21 protein-coding genes are annotated in these 24,289 nt (G+C 68.5%); 17 read left to right on the plus strand and 4 right to left on the minus strand.

Translation table 11 applies throughout. From position 1 onward, the window contains the following. Positions 1-86: 86 nt before the first annotated feature. The 10 genes from G7Y54_RS11025 (at position 87) to G7Y54_RS11070 (ending at position 8,801) form a co-directional block, all read left to right on the plus strand. Positions 87-1,697 carry an MBL fold metallo-hydrolase gene (locus G7Y54_RS11025; RefSeq protein WP_165079314.1) on the plus strand — a complete coding sequence of 537 codons (1,611 nt, stop codon included), beginning with the start codon at positions 87-89 and terminating at the stop codon, positions 1,695-1,697. Between the two features lie 2 nt (positions 1,698-1,699). Then, the gene (rsmD, locus tag G7Y54_RS11030; protein WP_165079313.1) at positions 1,700-2,275 is read left to right on the plus strand and encodes a 16S rRNA (guanine(966)-N(2))-methyltransferase RsmD; all 576 of its coding nucleotides are present in this window, start codon (positions 1,700-1,702) and stop codon (positions 2,273-2,275) included. Then, the gene (gene coaD / locus G7Y54_RS11035) at positions 2,272-2,835 is read left to right on the plus strand and encodes a pantetheine-phosphate adenylyltransferase (RefSeq protein ID WP_165079312.1); all 564 of its coding nucleotides are present in this window, start codon (positions 2,272-2,274) and stop codon (positions 2,833-2,835) included. The genes rsmD and coaD overlap by 4 nt, the downstream gene beginning before the upstream one ends. Positions 2,836-2,837: 2 nt before the next feature. Then, a complete protein-coding gene (miaA, locus tag G7Y54_RS11040; RefSeq protein WP_165079311.1) occupies positions 2,838-3,803 on the plus strand; it encodes a tRNA (adenosine(37)-N6)-dimethylallyltransferase MiaA in 966 nt (321 codons plus the stop codon). 172 nt (positions 3,804-3,975) lie between these two features. Next, on the plus strand, positions 3,976-4,974 hold the full coding sequence (locus G7Y54_RS11045; RefSeq protein WP_165079310.1) for a cytochrome c3 family protein: 999 nt from the start codon (positions 3,976-3,978) through the stop codon (positions 4,972-4,974). An 8-nt stretch (positions 4,975-4,982) separates the two neighbouring features. Then, positions 4,983-6,086 (plus strand): sulfate respiration complex iron-sulfur protein HmcB, encoded by a 1,104-nt coding sequence (gene hmcB / locus G7Y54_RS11050; protein WP_165079309.1) that lies wholly within the window; start codon positions 4,983-4,985, stop codon positions 6,084-6,086. Next, complete coding sequence (gene hmcC, locus G7Y54_RS11055) at positions 6,087-7,304, plus strand: sulfate respiration complex protein HmcC (protein WP_165079308.1); 1,218 nt, start codon at positions 6,087-6,089, stop codon at positions 7,302-7,304. It begins immediately after the preceding gene. Between the two features lie 21 nt (positions 7,305-7,325). Next, a complete protein-coding gene (locus tag G7Y54_RS11060; protein ID WP_165079307.1) occupies positions 7,326-7,472 on the plus strand; it encodes a hypothetical protein in 147 nt (48 codons plus the stop codon). A 373-nt stretch (positions 7,473-7,845) separates the two neighbouring features. Next, complete coding sequence (locus tag G7Y54_RS11065; protein ID WP_165079306.1) at positions 7,846-8,097, plus strand: HypC/HybG/HupF family hydrogenase formation chaperone; 252 nt, start codon at positions 7,846-7,848, stop codon at positions 8,095-8,097. Between the two features lie 32 nt (positions 8,098-8,129). Then, complete coding sequence (locus G7Y54_RS11070; protein WP_165079305.1) at positions 8,130-8,801, plus strand: nucleotidyltransferase domain-containing protein; 672 nt, start codon at positions 8,130-8,132, stop codon at positions 8,799-8,801. A gap of 12 nt (positions 8,802-8,813) precedes the next feature. On the opposite strand, the gene G7Y54_RS11075 is transcribed toward G7Y54_RS11070, so the two are convergent. Genes G7Y54_RS11075 through G7Y54_RS11090 form a run of 4 tightly spaced genes read right to left on the minus strand, consistent with a single transcriptional unit; the run spans position 8,814 to position 12,402 of the window. Continuing rightward, positions 8,814-9,782 (minus strand): glycosyltransferase, encoded by a 969-nt coding sequence (locus G7Y54_RS11075; RefSeq protein ID WP_165079304.1) that lies wholly within the window; start codon positions 9,780-9,782, stop codon positions 8,814-8,816. Between the two features lie 17 nt (positions 9,783-9,799). Further along, positions 9,800-10,231, minus strand: a complete 432-nt coding sequence (locus G7Y54_RS11080) for a GtrA family protein (RefSeq protein ID WP_165079303.1) — start codon at positions 10,229-10,231, stop codon at positions 9,800-9,802. Positions 10,232-10,267: 36 nt separating this feature from the next. Further along, on the minus strand, positions 10,268-11,257 hold the full coding sequence (locus tag G7Y54_RS11085; RefSeq protein WP_165079302.1) for a glycosyltransferase family 2 protein: 990 nt from the start codon (positions 11,255-11,257) through the stop codon (positions 10,268-10,270). Beyond that, a complete protein-coding gene (locus G7Y54_RS11090; RefSeq protein WP_165079301.1) occupies positions 11,254-12,402 on the minus strand; it encodes a DegT/DnrJ/EryC1/StrS family aminotransferase in 1,149 nt (382 codons plus the stop codon). The genes G7Y54_RS11085 and G7Y54_RS11090 overlap by 4 nt, the downstream gene beginning before the upstream one ends. A gap of 292 nt (positions 12,403-12,694) precedes the next feature. On the opposite strand from G7Y54_RS11090, the gene G7Y54_RS11095 reads away from it, so the two are divergent. From G7Y54_RS11095 to G7Y54_RS11125, 7 genes are all read left to right on the plus strand, one after another. Beyond that, entirely contained in the window at positions 12,695-13,486 is a 792-nt protein-coding gene (locus G7Y54_RS11095) for a hypothetical protein (RefSeq protein WP_165079300.1), read from the plus strand. Positions 13,487-13,503: 17 nt separating this feature from the next. Next, positions 13,504-14,529, plus strand: coding sequence for a serine protease (locus tag G7Y54_RS11100; RefSeq protein ID WP_165079299.1), 1,026 nt, complete (start codon positions 13,504-13,506; stop codon positions 14,527-14,529). Next, a complete protein-coding gene (locus G7Y54_RS11105; protein WP_165079298.1) occupies positions 14,526-15,722 on the plus strand; it encodes a hypothetical protein in 1,197 nt (398 codons plus the stop codon). The genes G7Y54_RS11100 and G7Y54_RS11105 overlap by 4 nt, the downstream gene beginning before the upstream one ends. Positions 15,723-15,765: 43 nt before the next feature. Continuing rightward, positions 15,766-16,875, plus strand: a complete 1,110-nt coding sequence (locus G7Y54_RS11110) for a hypothetical protein (RefSeq protein ID WP_165079297.1) — start codon at positions 15,766-15,768, stop codon at positions 16,873-16,875. A 3-nt stretch (positions 16,876-16,878) separates the two neighbouring features. After that, positions 16,879-19,998, plus strand: coding sequence for a virulence factor SrfB (locus G7Y54_RS11115; protein ID WP_165079296.1), 3,120 nt, complete (start codon positions 16,879-16,881; stop codon positions 19,996-19,998). A gap of 458 nt (positions 19,999-20,456) precedes the next feature. Next, positions 20,457-23,165: a virulence factor SrfC family protein gene (locus tag G7Y54_RS11120; RefSeq protein WP_165079295.1), complete on the plus strand. Its 2,709-nt coding sequence runs from the start codon at positions 20,457-20,459 to the stop codon at positions 23,163-23,165. Between the two features lie 38 nt (positions 23,166-23,203). Further along, complete coding sequence (locus tag G7Y54_RS11125; RefSeq protein ID WP_165079294.1) at positions 23,204-24,286, plus strand: hypothetical protein; 1,083 nt, start codon at positions 23,204-23,206, stop codon at positions 24,284-24,286. Positions 24,287-24,289: the final 3 nt, after the last annotated feature.

Here is a 24,289-nt window from a genome sequence, read left to right on the forward strand (position 1 = left end):
TTCCCCATCTTCCCTTGATTTCGGCGTTTTCCGCAGGTACTGTGCCGCCGGGCGCCCCTGCTGCGCCCGAAGCGGGAGGAGGCACGATGAAGATCCTGTTTCTCGGCGCGGCGCGCACAGTCACGGGCTCCTGCCACATGATCGAGGCTGGCGGCTCGCGCTTCTGCATTGACTGCGGCATGCACCAGGGCAACCGCGCCATCGAGGCGCGCAACCGCAACCTCGCGCCCTACCGGCCCCGCGCCCTCGATTTCGTCATCCTCACGCACGCCCACATGGACCACGCGGGCCTTCTGCCGGCGCTCGCGGCCAACGGCTTCAAGGGCCCCGTCTACTGCACCACGGCCACGGCCGATCTGCTCGGCGTCATGCTGGAGGACAGCGCGCACATCCAGGAGATGGAAGCCGAGCGCGAGGCCAAAAAATTTCGCCGCCGCGGCCTCAAGCATCCGCCCGCGCCGCTCTATACGGTGGAGGACGCGCGCAAGGCCGCGGCACTCCTGCGCCCGGTGGACTACCACGCGCCTTTTGAACCCGCGCCTGGCGTGCGCGCCGTGCTTCACGACGCGGGGCATATCCTTGGCTCCGGCACCGTGCGCCTTGAGGTGAAGGAAGGCGGCGCGCGAACGAGCCTCATCTTTTCCGGCGACATCGGCCGGCCCGATGCGCTCATCGTGCGCGACCCGGAAACGCCGCCCGCCGCAGACTATGTGTTCATGGAATCCACCTACGGCGACCGCAACCACAAGAACGAGGGCGAAAGCGAGGCTGAGCTCGCGGCCGCCATCGCCTGGGCCCACGGCCACGGCGAAAAAGTCATCATCCCGGCCTTTGCGGTGGAGCGCTCGCAGGAGGTGCTCTATTGCCTGCTCAATGTCTGGCGCGGCGGCGGCTTGCCGGACGACATGCCCATCTTTCTCGACAGCCCGCTCGCCATCCGCGCCACGGAGATCTTCACCCGCCACGGCGAGCTTTTTGACGAGGCGGCCCGCGCCCTCTACCACGACGCGGACGCGGCGGCCTTCATGGCGCGCGTCAACTATACGCTCAGCGCGCAGGAATCCATGCGCATCAACGCCCTCGACGGGCCGGCCATCGTCATTTCCGCAAGCGGCATGTGCAATGCCGGCCGCATCCGCCACCACCTGCGCCACAATCTCTGGCGCCCCGGGGCCAGCGTGGTCTTTGTGGGCTACCAGGCGCAGGGCACGCCGGGCCGCAGGCTTGTGGAAAAGGCCACCAGCCTGCGCCTCTTCGGCGAGGAGGTGGCCTGCGCCGCGCGCATCTTCACCATCAATGGCTTTTCCGGGCACGCGGGCCAGAGCCAGTTGCTCGACTGGCTCGCGCCGCTCGCTGGCGAGGCAGGCGCCCGGCGCCCGCAGGTGGTGCTCGTCCACGGCGAGCCAAAGGCCCAGGCGGCCCTCGGCGCCCTTATCAGGGAACGCTTTGGCATCACGCCGCTCGTGCCGGACTATCTCGAACAACTGGCGCTCGAAGGCGGCCGCGTGGCCGGCGTGGAGCGCCACGAGGAGGCGCGCCCGCCCGTGGACCTCGCGGCCCTCACGGGCGAGCTTGAGCGCAAGCTGGCCCTGCTCAGGGAAAGGACGGCGGCGCCCCCACGGGACGACCAGGGGGAGCTTTCCGAAGCGTTGGCCCGGCTGGATGGCGAGCTCACGCGCCTGCTCGGACGGTTGTAGCCGTGCGCGTCATTGCGGGAGCATTCGGGGGCCGCAGGCTGGCCACGCCCGCGGGCGAAGGCTGCCGCCCGGCCATGGGCCGCACGCGCGAGGCGCTGTTTTCCATGCTCGAGGCCCGTGGCGCGGACATGGGAGGGGCGCGTGTGCTCGACATTTTCGCGGGCAGCGGCAGCCTCGCCTTCGAGGCCCTGAGCCGGGGCGCGCCCGAGGCCGTGCTCGTGGAAAACGCGCAGAACGCCCTGCGCGCCCTCGAGGCCAATGTGGCGGCCCTGGGCGTGGAAGACCGCGCGCGCGTCATCCGGGAGGACGCCCTGCGCTTTTTGCGGCGCCCCCCCGGGACGGTGCCGGGCGCGCCCTTTAACCTCGTGTTCCTCGATCCCCCCTACCGCAAGGGGCTCGCGCAGCAGGCGCTCACGGCGCTGGCCGGCGATGGCTGGCTCGCGCCGGGCGCGCTCGTCACGGCGGAAGTGGAGGAAGGCCTGGCGCTTGCGCCCATCCCCGGCCTCGAGCCGATCGCCTCGCGCCGCTTCGGGCAGACCGTCATCAACATCTGGACAGCATCGGAGCCTTCGGCATGAAGACCGCGCTCTATCCCGGCACCTTCGATCCCCTGACCAATGGGCACCTGAGCCTCATCCGCCGGGGTCTCGAGGTCTTTGACCGCATCATCGTGGCCGTGGCCGAGACCACTCCCAAGAATCCGCTCTTCACGCTTTCTGAGCGCGTGGCCCTCGCGGCCGAGGCCTTGCGCCACGTGAAAGGCGCGGAAGTAATGCCCTTCACCGGCCTCACCGTTGACTGCGCGCTCGAGCTCGGCGTCTGCGCCATTTTGCGGGGGCTGCGCGCCGTGTCTGACTTCGAGTACGAGTTCCAGCTCGCGCTCATGAACCGGCGCCTCCGGCCGCACATCCAGACGGTCTTCATGATGACCGACTACCAGTGGCTCTACATCAGCTCCACCATCATCAAGTCCGCGGCGAGCCAGGGCGCGGACGTGAAGGGCCTGGTGCCGGAGAACGTGCGCCTCGCGCTTGCGGAGAAGTACCAGGAGGGAGCGGTGCGCCGCGGCACGCCCTGCCTCGGCGCGCCCCACGGCGGCTTCGGCCCCAAGAGCCCCGACAGTCCCTCGGGCGCCTGAGCATGCCGGCAGCAGCGCCGGCCGGCGCCCCCTGCCCGGTCATCTGCCTCGCCGGCCCCACGGGCGCCGGCAAGACGGCGCTGGCCCTCCTTCTCGCGCGGGAGCTCGGCGGCGAGATCATCAATGCGGACTCGCGCCAGGTCTATGCCGATTTTCCGCTCATCACGGCCCAGCCCTCCCCGGAAGAGCGCGCCCTGGCCCCGCACCATCTCTACGGTTTTCTCCCCACGGAGCAGAAGATCAGCGCCGGCCGCTGGGCCGACATGGCGGCGGCGAAAGCCCGCGAAGTATGGGCGCGCGGCCGCGTGCCCCTGCTCGTGGGCGGCACGGGCCTCTATTTCCAGGCCTTGCTCAGGGGGATGGCCGCCATCCCCGCCATCGAGCTAGAGGTGGCGCGGGGCCTCGCAGCCCGGCTCGCCGAAAGCGGGCCCGAGGCCCTGCATGCGGAACTTTCCCGCGCCGACCCGACCTATGCCGCCCGCATCCACCCGCGCGACCGCCAACGCATCCTCCGCGCCCTCGAGGTGCTTCAAGGCACGGGCAAGCCTTTCAGCTGGTGGCACGGGCACGCCATGAGCGCGCCCCTGTGCTCGGGCCCGCTCTTCGTGCTCGACGCTGCGCTCGACTGGCTCGCCCCGCGCCTTGGTCGGCGCCTCGACGCCATGCTGGAAGCCGGCGCCGTGGAGGAGGCCCGCGCGGCCCTCGCGCGCACGCCCTCAGCGGCTGAGGGCGCGCGCCTGCCCGGCTGGTCGGGCATCGGCTGCGCCGAATTGCTGGACCATCTCACGGGCCTGACAAGCCTTGGCGAGTGCCGGGCCCGCTGGCTCGCCAATACCCGGGCCTACGCCAAGCGCCAGCTCACGTGGTACCGCGCCCGGCCCGAGGCGGTCTTTGTGCCAGCCGAGGGCGCGGAAGGGGAGCTGCTTTCGGGCGCGCGACGCTTCCTTGAGAGGCAAAAAGGCGCCTGAAACGCCGCGCCCCGGCCCTTCGGGAGCAAGCGCGCCGCTTTGCGCCGCCGCCTTGACGTAATCCTTTCTGTGGGCTACCGTTGACCTGATACGAAATTCCTTCCGGGGTGCGTCCGCGGCGCGGCGTCGCGGGCGGTGCATATCGTGGTCTCTGTTGCAAAAGGAAAAGCGCATGAGAAACGGCACAACTCTTTTTCTGCTGGCGGTCACGCTCCTGGCGTTCGCGGCATGTCCCCCGGCTCCCGGAGCGGCCCCTGCCGCCCTGGAGCCCACGGACAGCGGCGCGCCCTCGGCCATCGTCATCTTCCCCGTGGGCGCCAAGGCCAATCCCAAGGCCGCGGCCATGCAGCCCGTGACCTTCAACCATGTGGTCCATGAAAAATGGATGGAGCGCACCGGGAAAGACTGCATCGTCTGCCACCACACGGGTGACGCCGTGGCCTGTACCACCTGCCACACGCAGGAGGGCAAGCTCGAGGGCGCCAACATCACCCTGTATGACGCCATGCACGCCACCAAGATCGCGCCCCGCACGGATACCAAGCCCGCTAGCTGCGTGAGCTGCCATTCGCAGCAGATCACCCAGCGCGACTGCGCCGGCTGCCACACCACGCTTGTCAGGAATGCCCGCAACGAGGCCTGGTGCACCGTCTGCCACACGGTCACCAAGTCCATGACGGCCGAGGACATGCAGCAGGGCATCGCCGGAACCCTCCCCGAGCGCCGCAACGAGCAGCTCGCCACCGAGACCGAGCTTTCGCGCAAGATGGTCACCTATTGGAAGGCCACCAAGGCCCCGCAGAAGGTGGTCATCGACTCGCTTGCGGGCAAGTATGAGCCCTGCGTGTTCAACCACAAGAGCCATGTGCTCTCGCTCATGGGCCGCATCACGGAGAACAAGCTCGCCTCGGCCTTCCACACCGAGCCGGCCACCCTCTGCGTGACCTGCCACCACAACAGCCCCGCTTCGGCCACGCCGCCCAAGTGCGCGAGCTGCCACAGCCCGGCCATCGACCCCGCCACCCCCCAGCGTCCGGCGCTCATGGCGGCTTTCCACCTCCAGTGCATGAGCTGCCACAAGGACATGAAGGTGGCGCGGCCGCGCAATACCGACTGCACAACCTGCCACAAGCTCCGCGCCCCTGAGCGCGCCGCCAACCAGGCCAACTAGGGGGAACCATGAACCGCAGAAAATTCCTCACCATTCTCGGCAGCGCCGGCGTGGTCTCGGCGCTGGGTTCGGCAAAGGTCGCCGAGGCCTCCCCGGCGAGCTTCCCCTATTATCCCGACAGCTGGGGCGTGCTGCACGACACCACGCGGTGCATCGGCTGCCGCCGCTGCGAGGCCGCGTGCCAAAAGGTGAACAACCTGCCCGAGCCCAAAGTGCCCTTCACCGACCTTTCGGTGACGGAAAAGAAGCGCCACACCACGGCCTATGAATGGACGGTGGTCAACAAGTACGAAGTCAACGGCAAGCCGTACTTCCGCAAGCTCCAGTGCTTCCACTGCAATGACCCGGCCTGCGCCTCGGCCTGCTTCGCGCGCTGCTTCAGCAAGTTGCCCAACGGCGCCGTGGTCTATGACGGCTCGCAGTGCGTGGGCTGCCGCTACTGCATGGTGGCCTGCCCCTTCTATGTGCCCGGCTTCCAGTACGACCTCGCGTGGGACCCGCTGGTGCAGAAGTGCACCTTCTGCGAGCCGAGGCTCAAGGAAGGCAAGCTCCCCGGCTGCGTGGAAGCCTGCCCTGTGGACGCCATCACCTTCGGCCGCAGGAGCGACCTCATCAAGATCGCCCGCGCGCGCATGGCCGAAAACCCGGGCCGCTATGTGGACTACCTCTATGGCGAGTACGACGCGGGCGGCACGGCCTGGATGGTGCTGGCGCCCGCCGCGGGCGGCGCGCCCGTGCCCGTGGACGACCCTGAGGGCGCGGGCGCCGAGTTCAAGCAGCTCGGGCTGGACACGCACCTCGGCTCCCAGCCCATGGGGCAGCTCACCTACGGGGCGCTCGGCGCCGTGCCCATGATCGTGGCCTTCTGGCCCGTCCTCTTCGGCGGGGCCTGGGCCATGACCAAGCGCCGCGAGGCCATGGCAAAGCTTGAGCAGGAAAAGATCATCAAGGATGCCAAGGACGACCTCGCCGCCGCCGTGGACGCCGCCGTGCGCAAGATCGGCGAGACCGAGGGCGAAGGCGCGGCCGAGCGCGCGCGCCAGGCCATGACCGAGACGCTCAAGGCCCGCGAGGCCCAGAACTCCGGCGACGGGCATGGGGAGGAGAAGTAGATGGACACCCACGGCATCATCATTCCCACCAAGGACAAGCTCTTCAATCTCGAGCCCCTGCTCTCCAGAACGCCGGGCAACATCATCACCTGGATCATCCTGGCCGTGGGCTTTGTCATCACGGTCATCCGCTTCACCGTGGGCATCGGCTCGGTGACCAACCTGACCGAGGCCCAGCCCTGGGGGCTGTGGATCGGCTTTGACCTGCTTTGCGGCGTGTGCCTCGCGGCGGGCGGCTACTTCACCACCGTGGCCTGCTATGTCATGGGCATGAAGCACTTCCACTCGGCGGTGCGCCCGGCCGTGACCACGGCCTTTTTGGGCTACGCCTTCGTGGTCGTGGCCCTGCTCTATGACCTGGGCCATCCGCTCAGGCTGCCCTACATGTTCTTCTTCCCCGGCACCACTTCGGTGCTCTTTGAAGTGGGCCTGTGCGTGGCGACCTACCTCACGGTGCTCTTCATCGAGTTCTCCGTGGCGCCCATGGAATGGCTCGCGCAGAAGTTCCCATGGCTCTTGACCTGCCGCAAGATCGTCATCCGCGTGACCATCCTCCTGACCATCTTCGGCGTGACCCTCTCCACGCTGCACCAGTCCTCGCTGGGCTCGCTCTACCTCATCGCGCCCGGGAAGCTCCATCCGCTGTGGTATTCGCCTTTCATGCCCATGTTCTTCTTCGTGAGCTCCATGGCCGCGGGCGCGAGCATGGTCATCTTCGAGGGCCTTTTCGCGCACAAGGGCGTGCACCAGTACATGGACGCCACCCACCTGCGCGAGGCCGACGGCGTGGTGCTGAGCTTCGCCCGAGCGGCGTCGTTCATCCTCTTCGCCTACTTCATGCTCAAGTTCATCGACATGCTCGTCCAGGCCAACCTGCCGTGGCTCGGCACCGGCTGGGGCGCGTGGTGGCTGGTGGAGATGTTCGGCTTCGTGCTTCTGCCGGCCCTGCTCTACGCCAAGGGCGCGCGCGACGGCAATGTGGGCCTGTGCCGCCTGACCTCGGTGCTCGCCGTGGCCGGCATCGTGCTCAACCGCTTCAATGTCTCCATGATCGCCTTCAACTGGCAACTCCCCTCGGCGGAGCGCTATTTCCCGAGCATCTGGGAAATCTGCATCTCCATCTTCGTGGTGACCATGATCGTCACCGCCTACCGCTTCATCGTCTACAACATGCCCGTGCTCTACGAACACCCCGACTTCAAGGGCGAAGAGCACTAGGCCCGGGACAAGGAGAAGCCCATGGAATTCCCCACCTTTTACAGCTACTTCCTGTACACCAAGAACTGGGCGTACATCATGATGTTCGTGGTGCTCCCGCTCTATGTCCTGTACTGGAACTATATCCTCTACCCCGACAAAAAGAAGGGCAAGAACGGCCGGCATTGAGAACAGAGAAGGGCGGGGCTTCGGTCCCGCCCTTCTGGCTGCTGACAAAGTCAGCAGCCCCGAAAATTGCGAGGAGGTCGCGGCTTTGCCGCGCCGTTAACCGAGCGATTTTCGTGTCTTTCCGTCCAGCCGCCTTGCGGCTGAGACGGCGCAAACTCTGCGAAGCGGAGTTTGTCTCCCGCTGGCAGGCGGGGCTTCGGCCCCGCCCTTTTTGTCAGCGGCGTCGCGCCCGATTTTTCAGCCCGGGCGCCCGGGCTCGCGCAAGGCAAAGGGAGGAAAGAACCGCCCGGCCCCGGAACATCGCCGCCCCTTGTGCATGGGCCGGGGCATGCTTATTTTCTCCGCCTGAGACTGAACCCCGAGGAGGTTTTTCATGTGCCTTGCCATCCCCGCCCAGATCGTCGCGCTTGAGCCCTCCGACATGGCCCGCGTGCGCGTGGGCGAAAGCTCCACCTTTCTCTCCGCCTCCACCATGCTGTTGCCCGAGCCGCCCAAGGTGGGCGACTATGTCATTGTTCACGCGGGCTTTGCGCTCCATTCCCTGACGCCCGAAGAGGCGGAATCGAGCCTCGCCGCCCTGCGCGAGCTGGCCGAGGCCGTGGAAGGCCAGCCGGCCAATTTCTAGCCGCCGTCCCGCCTGACTTCACCGGGGGAGCCGTGATAGACGCCGCCACATGGATGCCCGCCGCCGTGGAGGCGCTGAAACAGGCCTTGGGCCCGAGGTTGCGCTTCGTGGGCCTGCAGGGCAGCTACCGGCGCGGCGAGGCCACGGAAGCGAGCGACATCGACATCTGCGTCATCCTTGACAGGCTCGCCACCCAAGATGTGGCGGCAGTGCGGGCCGTGCTGGACGCCCTGCCGGCAGGGGAAAAGGCCGCGGGCTTTGTGGCGGGCGCGGCGGAGCTTGCCGCGTGGCCGGTTTTCGAGCTCTTCGCCTTCGCGCAGGATATGGACGCCTGGCACGGCGAGCTTGCGCCGCTCCTGCCGCCCATCACGCAGGCCGACATCCTTTTGGGCGTGCGCACGGCCGTGGGCGCGCTCTACCACGAGGCCGCGCAACTTCTGCTGTCAGGCGACAAACTCGACGCCGAAGCGGCCGCAAACGCCCTGCACAGCCTGCGCAAGTCTTTTTTGCGGGCGTTGCAGGGCATCATCTATTTAAGGAGGGGGGAATTTCCGCGCGACAGGGCAGAAGCCCTGCGCCGGGCGCATGCTGATGAGGCGGAACTGCTCCGTATTGATGACGATGCCCTGCCCCTGAAAGCCATGGCCGCGGGCTGCCTCGCCTGGAGCGCCGCCCGGCTCGTAGAACTGCCCGGGCAAGTGTAGGGGACGACCGCCTCAGCGGCGCAGGAAGGCGGGCAGCGCGAAATACGCCCGCGCGGCCAGGTCAAAGCAGCTTCCGGGCAAATAGGTCGCGGCCCAGAACAGGCGGTACTTGGGCGAGCTTGCGCGCCATGGGCGGACGACCTCGCGGGCCTCGGCGTTGCGCCCCTCCCGCCACAGGGCCACGCCCTTCTGGAAGGCCGCGCGCCGCGTCAGCAGGGCCACGAGCTCCACGTGCTCCGCGTCATAGCCCGGGTAGAGCTGGCGGTGCTTCTCGAGGATGCGCAGGGTCTCGTCAGCGAACTGGCCGAACTTGCGGAAGGTGGTGTTGCCGCCATGCACCCGCCAGACCGTGAGCGGCTCATCGATATAGTCCAGCTCCCAGTCGTGCGCGATGCGGTAGAAGAGGTCGGCCTCCTCACAGACGTTCAGGGTCTCGTCGAACCAGCGGCCGGCGCAGCCCGAACCAGCCCCGAGCCCGCACGCCACGCGTTCCAGAGCCTCGCGGCGCACCATGGCCGAGGACATGGAGATCCACTGCCTGGCCATGAGCTCCGCAAAGGCCATGCCCCGCCCGGGCGCGCTTTGCGCGAACACGCGCGCGAGCACGCGCCCGCCGTCCACGATTTCCGTATCCGTGCACACGAGGCCCACGCGCGCATTGGCCTCGAAGAGCGCCACCTGCTTTTCGAGCTTGGTGGGCCGCCAAAGGTCGTCGCAGTCGAGGAAGGCCACATAGCGGCCGGCCGCCTCGGCGAGCGCCAGGTTGCGCGCGGCGCCCAGCGGCACGGTCTCTGCCCCGTAAAAATAGCGCAATTGCGGCCCATAGGCTTTGGCGATGGCCGCGCTTTCGTCCGTGGAGCCATTGTCCCAGAAGATGATCTCCAGGTCCTGAAAGGTCTGGCGGCGCACGCTTTCGAGCGCGGCACCCACGTCGCGCGCGCAATTGAGGCAATTCATGATGACGGAAACGGCGGGCGGCATGTTTCCCCCGGGCGCGCTCACGGGCGGAACACCCAGAGCTTGCAGATGAAGTACACGGCCACGGGCACGGCCGCGATGGCCGCCCACATGGCCACGGGATAGCCCAGGCCCGCGCGCATGAACACCCAGATAAGGGCGGAATTGAGCACGAGGCCCACGCCCTGTGTGGCCGCGAAGCGCGGCAGCATGGTGCGGTGGCTGGCCTGTGCCTGAAAGGTCCAGAGGGCCTGGCCGAGATAGGAAACCACGAAACCGGCCAGGAAAGCCAGCGCGTTGCCCGCGAGCACCGGGAGCCCGAGCAGGCTCACGAAGAAGAGGCCGGAAAAATAGTACACCAGCGAGGCCGTCCCGCCCACGATGCAGAAGCGCATCCAGCGGCGCGCGAGCAGCCGGCGCACAAGGGCGCGCAAGTCATCAAAAGTGGGCGCATGCAGGGGGGGCAGGGGCATGGCTCTCCCGGGGCGGGGCGCGCAGCGGGCGCGGGCTCAGAGGGTTTTTTCCACGATGTAGCGCGGCCGGTGCCGCACCTCGGTGAAGATCTTGGCGATATATTCGCCCATGACGGCGAGGCAGAACAACTGCACCGAGCCGAGCAACAGGGTCACGATGATGAGCGATGTCCAGCCCTGCACGGTCTCGCCCATGGCGTATTTCCAGAGGGTCACGCCGCAGAGCAGGAGCGCGGCCAGCATGCAGGCGAGGCTCATGAGCCCGGCCACGCGCAGCGGCGCCGCGCTGCAGGAGGTGATGCCCCGCCACGCGAAAGAGAGCATCTTGCGCAGCGGATACTTGCTCTCCCCGGCCTCGCGCGCCTTGCGCGCATAGCGCACCGTGGCGGTCTTGAAGCCCATGGTGGGGAAGAGCCCGCGCAAAAAGAGCGATTGCTCTCCATAGCCCGCAAGCGCCGTGAGCACCGGGCGCGCCACCAGGCGGTAATCCGCGTGATCCGGGATGATAGACACGTTGAGCTTGCGCATCAGGGCGTAAAAACAGCGGGCCGTCTCGCGCTTGAAGGGCGTGTCCGTGCTGCGGCTCGCGCGGACGCCGTAGACGATGTCGCAGCCTTCGGCATAGCGGGCCAGCATCTCCGGGATGACGGAAATATCGTCCTGCAGATCGGCGTCGAGGCTGATGATGCAGTCCGCGCCCCAGTCCCGGGCTGTCGCCATGCCGGCCCAGACCGCGTTCTGGTGGCCGGCGTTGCCCGCGAACTTGACGCCCCGCAAGGACGGGTCTTCGGCGTGGCGGCGCTCGATGAGGGCCCATGTGGCGTCGCGGCTGCCGTCATCCACATAGAGGGCGTAACTTTCAGGCTGCGCGAGACCCCGGGCCTTGCAGTCCGCGAGGAGGCGCGAGAGCGCGTCCATGGTGCGCGGCAGGGTTGCCTCCTCATTGTAGCAGGGCACGACGAGGGCGAGCAGCGGCGCGGGGCGCGGGGCTGGTTGGGGGAGAGTCGCCGGATTTTGCGCGTTCATGCGTTCTCCAGCGCGCGGGCGAGCGCCGCGCAGACGCGTTCCACATCTTCTGCGGAAAGGCCCGGATGCAGCGGCAGCGTCACGAGCTCGGCATAGAGTTCTTCCGTGGCGTTGAGGTGCTCGCGGCCGCCGCCGAAGAGCGTGAGCAGGTGGTTGGGCTTGTAGTGGACGCCGGTGGGGATGCCCTCGGCCTGGAGCGCCGCCACCACGGCGTCCTTGCGGCCGCCGAGGATGCGCACGGGCATGATGTGGGGCACGATGAAGTCCCGCGAGTCAGTCCGCAAAAGCGCCACGCCGGCAAGGCCCGAAAGGCGCTCGGCATAGAGCTTGGCGAGCTCGCGCCGTGCCGGGATGAACTCGCTCTCCAGCCGGGCGAGCTGGGTGCGCCCGATGGCCGCCATGATGTTGCTCATGTGGTAGCGCCAGCCGGGCAGCTTCACGTCCGGGTCCCACGAGCGGGCGCCGGAAAAGCGCTTCTCTGTATCGCCCTCCACGGAGAGCAGGCGCGCGTCCGCGGCGATGCGGGCCGATTCCTCGTCAAAGGCCACGAGGCAGCCGCCCTCGCCGCAGGTGATGTTCTTGATGCCGTCAAAGCTGAAGCAGACAAGATCCCCGAAGGAGCCGATCTTGCGGCCGTGGTGGCGGCAGCCGAAAGCGTGGGCCGCGTCCTCCACCACGCGCAGGCCATGGCGGCGCGCGAAATCGTAGGTCTCGTCGAGGTGCCAGGGGTTGCTCGCATAATCCACGGGCATCACCGCGATGGTGCGCGGGGTGATGCGGCGCCCGGCGTCGGCAACATCGAGGGTGCCGGTCTCGAGGAGCACGTCGCAGGCCACGGGCACGCAGCCGGCCGCGAGCACGGCCTGGAACGAGGCCACGAAGGTCAGGGAGGGCACCAGCACCTCGGGCGCGCCCGGCGCCGCGCCGGCGCCCTGCAAGGCCGCGAATACCGCGAGGTGCAGGGCGGCCGTGCCCGAATTGGCGCTCACCACCTGCCAAGGCGCGACGCCGAGATACGCGGCGACCTCCTCCTCAAAGCGCCGGGTCTCCGCGCCCATGCCGAGGTAGCCGTCCTCCTCGATGACGCGGGCCACGGCGCGGGCCTCGGCCTCGCCTACGATGGAGCGTGAAAGGCGCATTGCCATGCGTTCCCCCCTTGCGGCGTGATGCGCGGCGAGTGGAGCCGCGGCCGCCGGAAAATCCTCCCTCCCATATCCCCTAATGCCGGGTCAGGCAAGCCGCCTCCCGGGCCGCTGCGCCCCTGCGCCGCCGAAAATTCTGTTTGACAGCGGCCTTTTGGCTTCATAGATTTTCATGCGCGGGGACAGGCAAGAGCCGCCCCTGCGCGGGCGCCCTTGGGCGGGCGTCCCGTACCGCCAGTCTTCCATCCGTCCGCCGCCTGTCTACCGCGTGTCCGCCGCATATCCGGGAGGTCGCATGCGCCGTCTGCTCGCCCTGATCCTGCCCATCCCCCTCCTTCTGTCCGGCCTCGTTGGCTGCGCCAGCCGCTATGGCGAACAGAAAACCACCGTCAACTACTATCCCGGCTGTTACCGCCCCATCCAGGACCTGCGCGAGCGAGAGCACGACGTGGCCAAGGGCGCCGGTGGCGGCGCGGCCCTGGGCGCGCTGGGCGGGGCGCTGCTCGGGCTGCTCCTGAGCGGCGGAAAGTGGGAGGGCGCCGCCGTGGGCGCCGCCTCCGGCGCGGCCGCGGGGGGCATCATGGGCGCGAGCCACGCCCAGGCCCAGCACCAGCGCGACGACAACATGCGCATGGCGGCCTATCTCCAGAACATCGACGGCGATATTTCCGACCTCGACATCACGAGCGCCGCGGCGCGCACCTCGCTCCAGTGCTATGACCAGCAATTCGCCCTGCTTCTCAAGGACATCAAGGCCAAGGCCATCGACCGCGAAACCGCGGCCCGGCGCTTCGCCGAGATCTCCTCGGGGCGGGAGGAGGCCATAGCCCTCCTCGGCGATGCCGTGACCCATGCCCGCAATCTCGACCAGCAGTACGAGCAGGCCTTTGCCAATGAGGAACGCGCGGTCACGCAAAGCCCCACCCGGCAGAAGCAGAAAACCCAGGCCATCCGGGCCGCGCGCCAGAAAAAGCAGGCCCTGACGCAAAAGACAGCGGCCCTTGACCGGGAAAAGAGCGAAGCCGCCGAGGTCACGAGCCGCCAGACCCAGGAAATCAACGAAGCCCTTGCGGACATCCGGGCCTGAGAGCCGGAGCATGCGCCATGAGTGAAGATTCCCCCCAGAAAGCGCGGCCGTGGCTGCCGCTGCTCGTGAGCCTCCTTTTGCTGGCCGCCCTTATTTGGGCCTGCCAGCGCGTGTGGGCCGCGCACGAGGCCCGGCTCGAGGCCGACGCGGCCCTGCGCGCGCGCCTCGCCGCCCTGGCGGAAGAACGGGACGCGCTCTCGGCCCTGCTCGCGCTTGAGCCTTGCGCAGCCAAGGCCAAGCTCCACGGCGCAGAGCCGGCGGCAGCGCCCCCCGCAGCCCCCGCAACGCCCCAGAACCCGCAAACTTCCGGCGCGGCCGGCGAAACTCCGGCGCCCGTCAGCCACCCCTCCACTCCGGCCGCTGCCGCCCCGGTCGCCGCCACGCCCTCGGCGGTGGAAGACACCTGCGTCTTCCTCGTCAGCGTGGACGGGCAGGGGCACGGCGCCACGGGCTCGGGCTTCTTTGTGGCCCCGGGGCGCGTGGCCACCAACCGGCATGTGGTGGAAAACGCGCAAGGGGGCCTGCTCGTGACGAGCAAGGCCTTGGGGCGCCCGGTGCCCGGACGCGTGCTTGCCGCAAGCGGGAAGGCCCAGGGCGATTATGCCCTCGTCGCCGTGGAGCCGCCCGCGGGCGCGCACCCGGCGGTGCTCGTGTTCGCCGACGGCGCGCGGCGCACCGACAAGGTGGGCGCCTGGGGCTTCCCCGACATCGTGGGCAAGAACGACCCGGCCTACCGGCGCCTGCTCACCGGCAAGGACCTCACGGCCATGCCCGAGCTTTCCTACACCGAGGGCGTGGTCAGCGCCGTGCTCGACCGCAAGCCGCCGCTCGTGGTGCATACGGCGCCCATCTCCCCGGGCAACAGCGGGGGCCCGCTCGTCAACGAGCGCGGCGAAGTGGTGGGCATCAATACCATGATCTCCCTTGACGAAGGCAGCTACCGCCAGGCTTCCATCGCCCTCACCGCCGCGGACCTCATGCGCTTTCTCGCGGCGCAGGGCATCGAGGTGAAGAAGGCGCCGGCCGCCACGGAGGCCCCATGAGCGGCACCCGTATCGCCTCCACGCCCCGCGCGGGCATGCACGCCCTGGCCTTTCAGGGCATCGCCGCCAGCGCGAGCTTTCCGCAGATCCGCGACATGCTGCTGCGCAAGTTCGGCGACGCCTATGTGCTGCTTTTCGCCCGCCCGGTGGAAAACGCGGCCGACGGCACCATCGACTGGTATTCGCCCGTGCAGGGCGAGGCGCAGCCCCTGTCAAAGCTCCCGCCCGACAAGCGGAACGCCGCGCGCGCGCAACTGGCGCACATGGGCGCCGAGATCTCGCGCTACGCCGAGGAGCTCATCCATTCGCAGGACCCGCTCAAGGTGACGCGCGGCAATATCCTGAGGCTCGCGCTCTGTTATCCCGACGATTCCGCGCTCTATGCGGTGGGCGACCAGCCCGTGTTCACCTGCTGGGGCTTCGGGCCGGGCACGCCCGGCGTGGAGCCGGCCAGCCTGAGCCGCCTCGCCGTGCCCAGGGCCGCGGCCGAGCCGGCGCCCGAAACCCCCGCAGCGCCGCCCCCACCCGTTACGCCGCCCGCAGCTCCGCCCCCGCAAAAACGCGGCGGCTGCCTGTGGTGGCTTTTGCCGCTGGCGCTCCTCTGCGGCCTCTGCTTCGTGCTCTTCACGAGCTTTGCCGGGCTGCCGGCGCCTTCGGGCACGGCCTTCCTGCACCTCGACGGGCCGGACTTTCTCCGGGCGCCCGCGAGCCCGCAGAAAGAGATCGAGGAGCGCACGGCCGAGATCGACAGCCTGCGCCGGCGCGTCACGGAACACGCCGCCCTCTGCCGCCCCGTGGAGCCCGCCGCCCCCGCGCCGGAAGCGGAAAATGCGCTCGTCATCCCCGAAAACGCCAGCGACCCCGCCTTCCTCGCCGGCAGCTGGCGCTGCGACACGGGGCTCGCCAACAAGCGCACCGGCGAGGGAGTGGTGTTTGAATTCGCCTTTGACGAAAATGGCATGGGCGAGGGCATCATCCACGAGCAGCACGACCGCTGCACCGGCGAGGCCAAGGCCCAGTTCCGCGACGGGGTGCTCCACATCGAGCTGGGCCCGCAGCAGTGCCAAAATTCGGCCAACAGCTACGCGCCCGTGAGCATCGACTGCCGCGCCACGGCCGGCGGCCAGAGCCAGTGCGTGGGCACCAATGACGACGGCACCCGCTGGGACGCCGATTTCCGCCGGGTGCGCTAGGCGCCCGCATATCCAGGGCGCCCCGGCGCCCGCCGGAGCAAGCATGCGTATCGTCTTTTGCCTTGCGGTGTTTCTTGCCTTCTGCCTACTGGGGCCGCAAACGGGCCTCGCCGCCGACACCCTGACCAATATCCGGCCGGCGCCCGCCCCCGCCACGCCCCGCGCCCTTGTGCCGGGCACGGTCGTAAGGCTGCCCGACGGCCGGCAGACCCGCATCGTCGAAGTGCTGCCGGGGAGCATCCGCACCGAGCTCGGCGTGACGCTCACGCGCGAGGGCACGGTGCAGGGCGCGGCGGAACAAGTGCCTGTCACCGTGGTGGAAGAGGCCGTCACGCCGGCGAGCCCGGAAGGGGCGGCCATCGTGCCCGAAGCCGCGGCGCCGGAGACTCCGCAGGCGCCCCCGTCTCCCGTGACGCCGGAGCAGCAAAAAGCCGGGGCCGCGCCCGAAACGCCGCAAATCGCCCTGCCCGGCATGCAGACGCCGGACACGCGGACGGAGCCCGTCACGCCTGTCACGCCCACGCCCGTAACGCCGGAAGCCGCCCCGCACCAGTTGACCATCGTCGAGCTTTTGCCCATGACACCGGCGCCGGAACAGGCCAAAAAGGAAGACGTGAAGGAACAGCCGGCCCCCAAGCCCGAGGAAAAGAAGGCCCCGGCCAAGGAAGAAAAGCCCAAGGCCGAGAAGCCCAAGCAGGAAAAGCCCAAAGAGCAGCCCAAGCCCAAGGAAAGCAAGAAAAAGCCGGCCATCGGCGAGGAGCTGCGCATCCCGCCCGAAGCCGCGGCCACCGGCAATCTCGACTTTCTCGAGGGCTGCTGGCAGGGCACCCGGCCGGAATACTATTCCAAGCGCATCATCAAGGAATGCTTCTGCTTCGGCGCCAATGGCGGCGCGGGCAAGCGCCGCGTCATCGACTCCATCGGCGGCCGCATGTGCATCGGCTCGTCCAAGGCCAAGCTCTCGAAAGAGGGCGTGCTCTCGGTCACGTCGTCCGGCGCGGCCTGCACCGACGGCGAGCGCTGGGGCCAGGCCGAGATGGTCTGCAAGGGCACGGGACAGCGCGCGCCCTGCACCTGGGTCTTCAAGGATGCCCAGGGCGGCCGCCAATCCTATGAGATCCCCTTTGTCCGCGTGGAAAGCTGCGGGAGGTAGCCGATGTTCCCCTTGCCCCAGTATCGGAATCCCGTGAGCCTCATCCCCGGCGGCTGCCCGCAGTTGCTGGACTTCGCGGCACCCCTTTCCGGGCTCGACAGCGTGCGCTACAGCTTCGAGGAGCTTGCCGAGGCAGGCCCCGGCGGCGAGAGCCGCGTGCACCTGCATGCCTTCCGCAAAAATGCCGAGGGCGAGTACGTGGACGAGCTCGACCCCTCCCGCACCGTGGGTGCCTACGGCTACGAGCTCACGGCCAAAAAGGCCATCCAGCCCTGGCTCGGGCGGTGGATACCCGTGCCCTTTTTGCGCACGCGCGAGCAGACGTGGCCGGACAGCGGCGAGTGCCGCTTCGAGTACGGCCCCACCAACTGGGCGCGCGCCCGACTCTCCCTCGCCCCGGACGCGCCGGACACCTTGCGCGTGGTGCTGGCCTTTGACATGGGCGTGGAGGAAAAGACCGGCGACGTGTACGCCGCGCTCAGCCCGGACGATGTGGATGCCAACGCGCATTTCCGCCTCGCCTGGCGCTTCCGCGACAATGCGTGGTTCATGGACTTGGCCTGGGTGGAGGAATGGCTGCGCGAGCTCTGGCAGGCCTGGCGCAAGCGCGAGGGGCGGCCGCCCGTGGACGGGGAGCAGCAGTTCGCGCACCTCGCCTCTTACCTGACCACGCTGGAGGCTCTGGAGCGCGCCATCCGCGCCACAGAGGTCTACGTCATCCGGCCGGACGCCAAGAACTGCGTGGACGTGGACCTCGTGCTCGACATCGGCAATTCGCGCACCACGGGCATCCTTGTGGAAACGCACACCCAGAGCGCCACCAACCTCAACGACAGTTACCTGCTCCAGCTCCGGGACATGGACGAGCCAGACAGGATCTCCACCGAGCCCTTTGAGACGCGCGTGGAATTTTCCGAGATCAGCTTCGGCAACGACGCCTTGAGCCTGCGCTCGGGGCGGCGCACCCCGGCTTTCGCGTGGCCCTCGCCCGTGCGCATCGGGCCCGAGGCCGCGCGCCTGGCCACGCTTTCGCGCTGCGAGCAGGGCTCCACGGGCATGTCCAGCCCCAAGCGCTATCTCTGGGACGAGCGCAACTGGAAGCGCACGTGGCGCTTCAACACCAAGAGCGAAAAGGCGCCCTATGTGACGCGCGGGCCGCTCGCCCAGCGCATCAATTCCAGCGGCACGCCGCTCTGCTGCATGGACGACCCGCTCTTCACGCGCAACCGCGCCTTCCGCGAGCAGGAGCGCGAAAGCGCCTTCGAGTCGCTTTTCACGCGCTCCTCGCTCATGATGTTCCTGCTCGTGGAGATCATCCAGCAGGCGCTTCTGACCATCAATTCGCCCGGCCAGCGCTGCCGCCGCGAGGCCTCGGCCGAGCCAAGGCGCCTTCGGCAGGTCATCTTCACCGTGCCCGGCGGCATGCCCATCGCGGAGCAGAAGATCTACAAGCGCTGGGCCAAGTGGGCCGTGCACGTGCTCTGGGAGGCGCTCGGCTGGGGCCAGTACTATGTGGAGAACCCGGCGCGGCGGCGCCGCGGCGAGGCCGCGGACTACCGCACCAACCCGGTCATCCGCTGCGACTGGGACGAGGCCACCTGCACCCAGCTCGTCTTCATCTACAACGAGATCACCCGCAAGTTCCAGGGCGACGCGCAGCTTTTCTGCGAGATCATGGGCCGGCCCCGGCCCTTCCCCGGGCGCGGGGGCGAGGCCCCGAGCGTGCGCGTGGCCACCATCGACATCGGCGGCGGCACCACCGACCTCTCCATCACCACTTTCGAGCTCGCCAGCGACGAGGGCGCCACGCCGCGCATGGCCCCGCACCCCGAGTTCCACGACGGCTTCAACCTCGCCGGCGACGACATCCTGCGCGCCGTGGTGGCCGAGCATGTGCTCGAGGCCATCGGCGCGGCCATGGCCGAGGCAGGCGTGAAAAACACCCGCGCCGCCCTGGCCGCGCTCTTCGGGCGCGACACCATGGACAGCAGCAAGGAGATCCTCAACCAGCGCATCCAGTTCATCCGGCAGGTGGCGGTGCCGGCGGCCCTGCGCGTACTCTCCCTCTACGAGCAGGCGGACATGCGCGGCGCGGGCTCGGGCACGGTCTTCCGCCTGGGGGACTGCTTCGTGAAGCCCGCGGAAGAGCCCGACGGGAAAAAGACCGGGCGCGCCGGCAAGGCCCCGGCGGAGCAGGAGTCCCCGCCCGTGTTCGCGGACGGCCTCGCGCCCATGCCGAGCGCCGCCGCCCTTGGCTACCTCACGGACTATGTGCGCGAGCACGGCGGTGCCGCGGATTTCGACCCGCTCGCCATCCCCATCCGCGTGGAGCCGCGCCGCGTGGACGACACGGTGCGCACCGCCTTGAAGGAAGTGCTCGCCAATCTCTGCGAGGTTATCCACCTCTACGACTGCGACGTGCTCCTGCTCACAGGGCGCCCGAGCCGCTGGCCGGGCATTGCCGAGACCATCTGCTCCATGCTGCCCGTGCCGCCGAGCCGCATCTTCCCCATGGGCGACTACCGCGTGGGCGGCTGGTATCCTTTCTCGGACGCGCTCGGCAACATGACCGACCCCAAGACCACCGTGGTCGTGGGCGCCATCCTCTGCGCGCTCGCCGAGGGCCAGCTCGAGGGCTTCTCTTTCGACCCGCACGGGCTCGCCCTCTCCTCCACGGCGCGCTATATCGGCGAGATGGAGCTCAACGGCCAGATCCGCAAAAGCAAGGTCTGGTTCACGGTGGACCCGGAGCGGCGCAGCGTGGAGCCGCCGGTGGCCGAGATCAGGTTCAGCGGGCCCATGGCCGTGGGTTTCCGCCAGCTGGACGCCGAACGCTGGACGACCACCCGCTATTACTTCCTCGAATTCGTCAATGACGACGCCAGGCGCGAAAACGCGCACCTCCTGCCCTTCACCGTGAAGCTGCGCCTCGTGCTGCCCGAGGAGGACGGCGCCACGGCGCCCGGCGCGGACGGAGGCGCCGGCGAGGGCGAATTCGTCATCGAGGAAATCCGCGACCGCAACGGCGACACCGTGCCCAACAAGGTGCTGGACATGCGCCTCCAGACGCTGCCCCGGGACGAGGGCTTCTGGATGGACACCGGCATCGTCTACGGCGACTGAGGCAGGGATTTTCCCGGCTCCCAAGGACGCCGGCCCCGGTGGTTATAGGCAAGATTATGACACAGGATAGAGGTGAGGGACACTCCTTAGATCCGTCGGGAGCGAAGCGGAAGACGGGTGCTGGTGCCGGAAGAATCCTAAAAAATAAGATTTTTTGGTGCTTGCAAGGAAGATAAAAATTTTCGCAGGGAGTGTACTTAAGTACTCGACCAAGAAAATTTTTCTCTGACGCAGCAAGCACCAAAGCGGTAGCCGTTAGCAGGCTCTGCCTGCTTACGGATAGCGACAGCGGTTTCGCTGATTGTCCTACGCGGTAGCCAACTGCTGTCTCCATCCGTAGCTTCCTTCGTCGCAACGGCTGGAGCAAGGCTGTTTTTGACGGATAATTTCGGCGTTCCCACACAGCACAGGCACAATACCCGAACGCATGACCGGGCCTTGCATAAAGGAGCATTTGCATGGAACTTGCGACATATTGCGCCGACCTCGCTGAGGCCTGCACCGACGCCGGCGCCTGGGTCTCGCGCAACGGCGAGCTCGTGCGCGGCGAGCAGGAGGGCCTGCTCAAGGAACTGCGCCGCGCCGCCCGCGTCTTCAGGCGCTGCTCGCGCGCGGCCGGGCGCAAGATGTGCGCCGGCGTTTTCGGGCCGAGCCAGGCGGGCAAGTCCTACCTCATCTCGGCCTTGGCGCGCGACGCCGGGCACTCGCTCCTTGCCGTGTTTGGCAACGCAACAAAGGACTTCATCAGCGAGATCAACCCCGAGGGCGGCAAGGAATCCACGGGCCTTGTCACGCGCTTCACCATGACGCAGCCGAAAGACCTGCCGCCGGACCATCCCGTGCAGATCCGCCTTTTGTCCGAAACCGACCTCGTCAAGATCATCGCCAACACCTATTATGCGGACTGCGAGCACAAGGAGGCCCCGCAAAGCGACATTGAGGCCACGCTCAAGGCGCTCAAACAGCGCGCCCAAAGCCTGCCCGCGGGCAGCGGCTCGCCCTCGGCCGACCTCGACGCGCTGGAAGACCTGCGCGAGTATCTGGTCAAGGACTTTCGCGCCAAGGCCCGCGTGCAGGAGCTGGAGCGCTCCTACTGGGACCAGGCGCTCGCGCTCGGCCCCGTGCTCGACCTCGAGGGCCGCGTGCGGCTCTATTCCCTGATTTGGGATGAAGTGGCGCCCTTCACCGACCTCTTGCGCCAGCTGCTCAAGGCGCTGGACTCCCTGGGCTATGCGGAACGCGCGTATCTGCCGCTCGACGCCCTCATCCCGCGCGACACGAGCATCATCGACGTGGCGACGCTCGCCGGGCTGGACGACCCCGAGCGGGCCAGGGCCGAGGGCTCGCTCGACGTGCTCACGCCCGCGGGCGTGCACGCGAGTCTCCCCCGCGCGGTGGTGACGGCGCTCACGGCCGAGCTCACCATCGTCATGCGCGAAAAGCCGGCGCCCTATTTCGACCATACCGACCTGCTCGACTTCCCTGGCTACCGCTCGCGCTACAAGCTCGACGACGTGCGCCGCGAGCTCGGCAAGGAGGGCATGCTCAAGGAGCTCTTCCTGCGCGGCAAGGTGGCCTATCTCTTCCAGCGCTACTGCGCCGAGCGCGAGCTCACGAGCATGCTGCTCTGCATCGGCCCGAGCAACCAGGAGGTGCAGGATCTCCCCGGCGTCATCGACGAATGGGTGCGCACGACCCACGGCGAGCGCCCGGAAGACCGCGCCGGCCGGCCGCCCTCGCTCTTTTTCATCTTGACCAAGTTCGACATGGAATTTGAGGACAAGAAGGGCGCGCCCTCGCTGGAAAGCCGCTGGGACAACCGGCTCCACGCCTCGCTGCTGGACTTTTTCGGCAAGCAGCACGACTGGCCGGCCCACTGGACGCCCGAGCGCGGCTTCGATAACATCTTCCTCTTGCGCAATCCCAATTTCCGCTTTGACGCGGTGATGGAATACGACGGCGACCAGGAAAAGGGCATCCGCCCCGAGCGGCAGGACTATGTGGGGCGGCTCCAGTCGGCCTTTTTGCAAAGCCCGCTCGTGGCCGCGCACTTCCGCGAGCCCGCCCGCGCCTGGGACGAGGCCATGAAGCTCAATGACGGCGGTATCACCTATATCCGCGAAAGCCTGAGCCCGCTCTGCAACCCGGACATCAAGCGCGACCAGCTGCTCCAGAACGTGCAGGCCACGCGCGAGGCCGTGGAGCGCCGGCTGGCGGCCTTCTACCGCACCGACGACCGGGAGGAGATCCGCAAGCAGAAGCTCCAGCTCATCCATAACCTCTTCAACCGCCTGGGCCAGCTGGAGACGCAGCAGGGCCGCATGGGCCAGCTCTTGCACAGCCTGACCATCAGCGACGCCGACATCGCCGACATGCACCCCGAGGCCACGCGCCGCTACCTCGAGCTGGCGGACGCCGAGCCTGCGGACGCGGCACCGGCCGGGGCCGAGCCCCTGCCCGAGCTGGACATGGACACGGTGAACGTGGCCTCCTGGAACCCCTTTGCCGGCACGCCCGAAAGCGCCCCGCAAGCTGCCGAGGCACCGGCCAAATCGGCCGCCGCGCCCGCGGACGAAGCCGCCTTTTTCGCCGCCTATGTGGAAAGCCGCTGGATCGAGCGGCTGCACCAGCTGGCGGACGACGCGGCGAGCCAGAAATACTTTCTCCTCCCCGGCAAGGAGTTTTCCGACCTCGTCAACGAGCTCTCCACCGGCGCGGCCCGCCTCGCCCTGCGCGACGCCATGGCCGAAGCCTTCCGCCGGGCCTCGGCCTATGCCAACACAAGCAGGGAGAGCATCGCCCGCAAGGAGGCCGGCATCGCCGCCGGCATCCTGAACAGCTATGTGGACTGGCTCGGGCTTGACCCGCGCACCCATGACGAAAAGGCGCGCACCGTCGCCCTGCCCGGCTCCAAGAGCGCGGTGGTCTTCCCGCCGCTGCCCGCCGTTGAGGGCGTGCCGCAGCTCGGGGAGGCGCGCTCGGCCTGGTCGCGGCGCTGGCTCGGGGACTGGCTCAACGCGCTCGCCGCGCTCATCATGGGCAATGTGGACTTTGACGGCGAGCAGACCCTGAATGTGGAAGAAAACATGGCCCTCGGCGCCATCCTGCGCCGCCTCGGCGACGAAGCGGCAAAAGCGCCGGCGGCCGCCGCGGGCGCCACGGCCTGACATCCTCCAACCCGGGCGCCCGGCGCCCAGTAGACGCCATGAAGATCAGCTACAGCGACGACACTGAGAGGGGCGCCGGCCACGGCGTCCTCACCTGCCGCGAGGCGGACTTTCCCGCAGGGCCGTATTCCATGGCCGTGCTCCGCGCTTCCGACCAGGCCTCGCTTGCGGGCGCCGGCGGGGGCGCCGTGTGGGTGGGCGAGACGCGCTTCATCCCGGTGAAGACCGAGGCCACGCCCGACGGCGGCCTCACCGTGCTGCTCGGGCCCGAGGTGGTCAACGCCCTCGACCCGCTGGAGCAGTATCTCGTCACGCTCAAGCCCGAGCAGGGCGACCCGCTCAAGGCGCGCCTCCAGGTGCGGGGCATCACCTACAGCCCGGAGGGCGCGCTGGACAATACCGGCATGCGGCCGGCCGAAGACGTGAAGCCCGCGCCCAGGGCGCCGGAACCGCCCGCGCCGCCGGCGCCCCCCGCGCCGGAGCCAGAGCCTGCCCCGGTTGACCCCCCGGTGGCCGAAACTCCCGCCCAAGAGGCGCTGACGCTCGCGCCGGAAGCGCCCGCCAAGCCCCGGCGCGTGAACCCCGTGCTTCTCGTGGCGCTTGCGGCCGCGCTCCTCTCCGGCGCCCTGGCAACTTGGAAATTCTTTGACAGCAAAGCGCAGGAGGAGGAAGCGGCCCTCTCGGGCAAGCCCGCGCCCGAGGCCGCGGCGCCGTCCACGGCTCTCCCGCCCACGCAGAAGACCGCCGAGGAGCAGGTGCGCGCCTTTTTCAGCGGGCCGGACATCACGGCCGCGGCAGCCCTGAAGCTCGCCGCGGAGCTCCCCAAGGCCACCCCGGCCGAGCAGGACGCCGTCTACCGGCTCTATTATTTCGCGGCGGAAAACGAGGCCCCCGGCGCCTTCATGCCCTATGCGGCCTGCCTTGACCCGGCCGAACCCCAGTGGGGCAGCATCGAAAAGGACGCGGCCGCGGCCTATGCCGCCTATGCCAAGGCGGCCGCCAGCGACCCCAAGGTCGCCAAGGAGGCGCTCAACGCCCAGACGCGCCTGCGCGCCTGGCTCGACCGCGAGGCCGCCGCCGGCAACGCGCAGGCCCGCGCGTGGCTCCAGGAACTGCCCTAGACC

The organism is Desulfovibrio sp. ZJ746, from assembly GCF_011039155.1.
Lineage (GTDB): Bacteria > Desulfobacterota > Desulfovibrionia > Desulfovibrionales > Desulfovibrionaceae > Desulfovibrio.

Excerpts from the sequence above, each read along its gene's own strand:
- G7Y54_RS11025 (WP_165079314.1), top strand. The coding sequence starts at position 87 with ATGAAGATCCTGTTTCTCGGCGCGGCGCGCACAGTCACGGGCTCCTGC.
- coaD (WP_165079312.1), top strand. The coding sequence starts at position 2,272 with ATGAAGACCGCGCTCTATCCCGGCACCTTCGATCCCCTGACCAATGGG.
- miaA (WP_165079311.1), top strand. The coding sequence starts at position 2,838 with ATGCCGGCAGCAGCGCCGGCCGGCGCCCCCTGCCCGGTCATCTGCCTC.
- G7Y54_RS11045 (WP_165079310.1), top strand. The coding sequence starts at position 3,976 with ATGAGAAACGGCACAACTCTTTTTCTGCTGGCGGTCACGCTCCTGGCG.
- hmcB (WP_165079309.1), top strand. The coding sequence starts at position 4,983 with ATGAACCGCAGAAAATTCCTCACCATTCTCGGCAGCGCCGGCGTGGTC.
- hmcC (WP_165079308.1), top strand. The coding sequence starts at position 6,087 with ATGGACACCCACGGCATCATCATTCCCACCAAGGACAAGCTCTTCAAT.
- G7Y54_RS11060 (WP_165079307.1), top strand. The coding sequence starts at position 7,326 with ATGGAATTCCCCACCTTTTACAGCTACTTCCTGTACACCAAGAACTGG.
- G7Y54_RS11065 (WP_165079306.1), top strand. The coding sequence starts at position 7,846 with ATGTGCCTTGCCATCCCCGCCCAGATCGTCGCGCTTGAGCCCTCCGAC.
- G7Y54_RS11075 (WP_165079304.1), bottom strand. The coding sequence starts at position 9,782 with ATGCCGCCCGCCGTTTCCGTCATCATGAATTGCCTCAATTGCGCGCGC.
- G7Y54_RS11080 (WP_165079303.1), bottom strand. The coding sequence starts at position 10,231 with ATGCCCCTGCCCCCCCTGCATGCGCCCACTTTTGATGACTTGCGCGCC.
- G7Y54_RS11085 (WP_165079302.1), bottom strand. The coding sequence starts at position 11,257 with ATGAACGCGCAAAATCCGGCGACTCTCCCCCAACCAGCCCCGCGCCCC.
- G7Y54_RS11090 (WP_165079301.1), bottom strand. The coding sequence starts at position 12,402 with ATGGCAATGCGCCTTTCACGCTCCATCGTAGGCGAGGCCGAGGCCCGC.
- G7Y54_RS11095 (WP_165079300.1), top strand. The coding sequence starts at position 12,695 with ATGCGCCGTCTGCTCGCCCTGATCCTGCCCATCCCCCTCCTTCTGTCC.
- G7Y54_RS11100 (WP_165079299.1), top strand. The coding sequence starts at position 13,504 with ATGAGTGAAGATTCCCCCCAGAAAGCGCGGCCGTGGCTGCCGCTGCTC.
- G7Y54_RS11105 (WP_165079298.1), top strand. The coding sequence starts at position 14,526 with ATGAGCGGCACCCGTATCGCCTCCACGCCCCGCGCGGGCATGCACGCC.
- G7Y54_RS11110 (WP_165079297.1), top strand. The coding sequence starts at position 15,766 with ATGCGTATCGTCTTTTGCCTTGCGGTGTTTCTTGCCTTCTGCCTACTG.
- G7Y54_RS11115 (WP_165079296.1), top strand. The coding sequence starts at position 16,879 with ATGTTCCCCTTGCCCCAGTATCGGAATCCCGTGAGCCTCATCCCCGGC.
- G7Y54_RS11120 (WP_165079295.1), top strand. The coding sequence starts at position 20,457 with ATGGAACTTGCGACATATTGCGCCGACCTCGCTGAGGCCTGCACCGAC.
- G7Y54_RS11125 (WP_165079294.1), top strand. The coding sequence starts at position 23,204 with ATGAAGATCAGCTACAGCGACGACACTGAGAGGGGCGCCGGCCACGGC.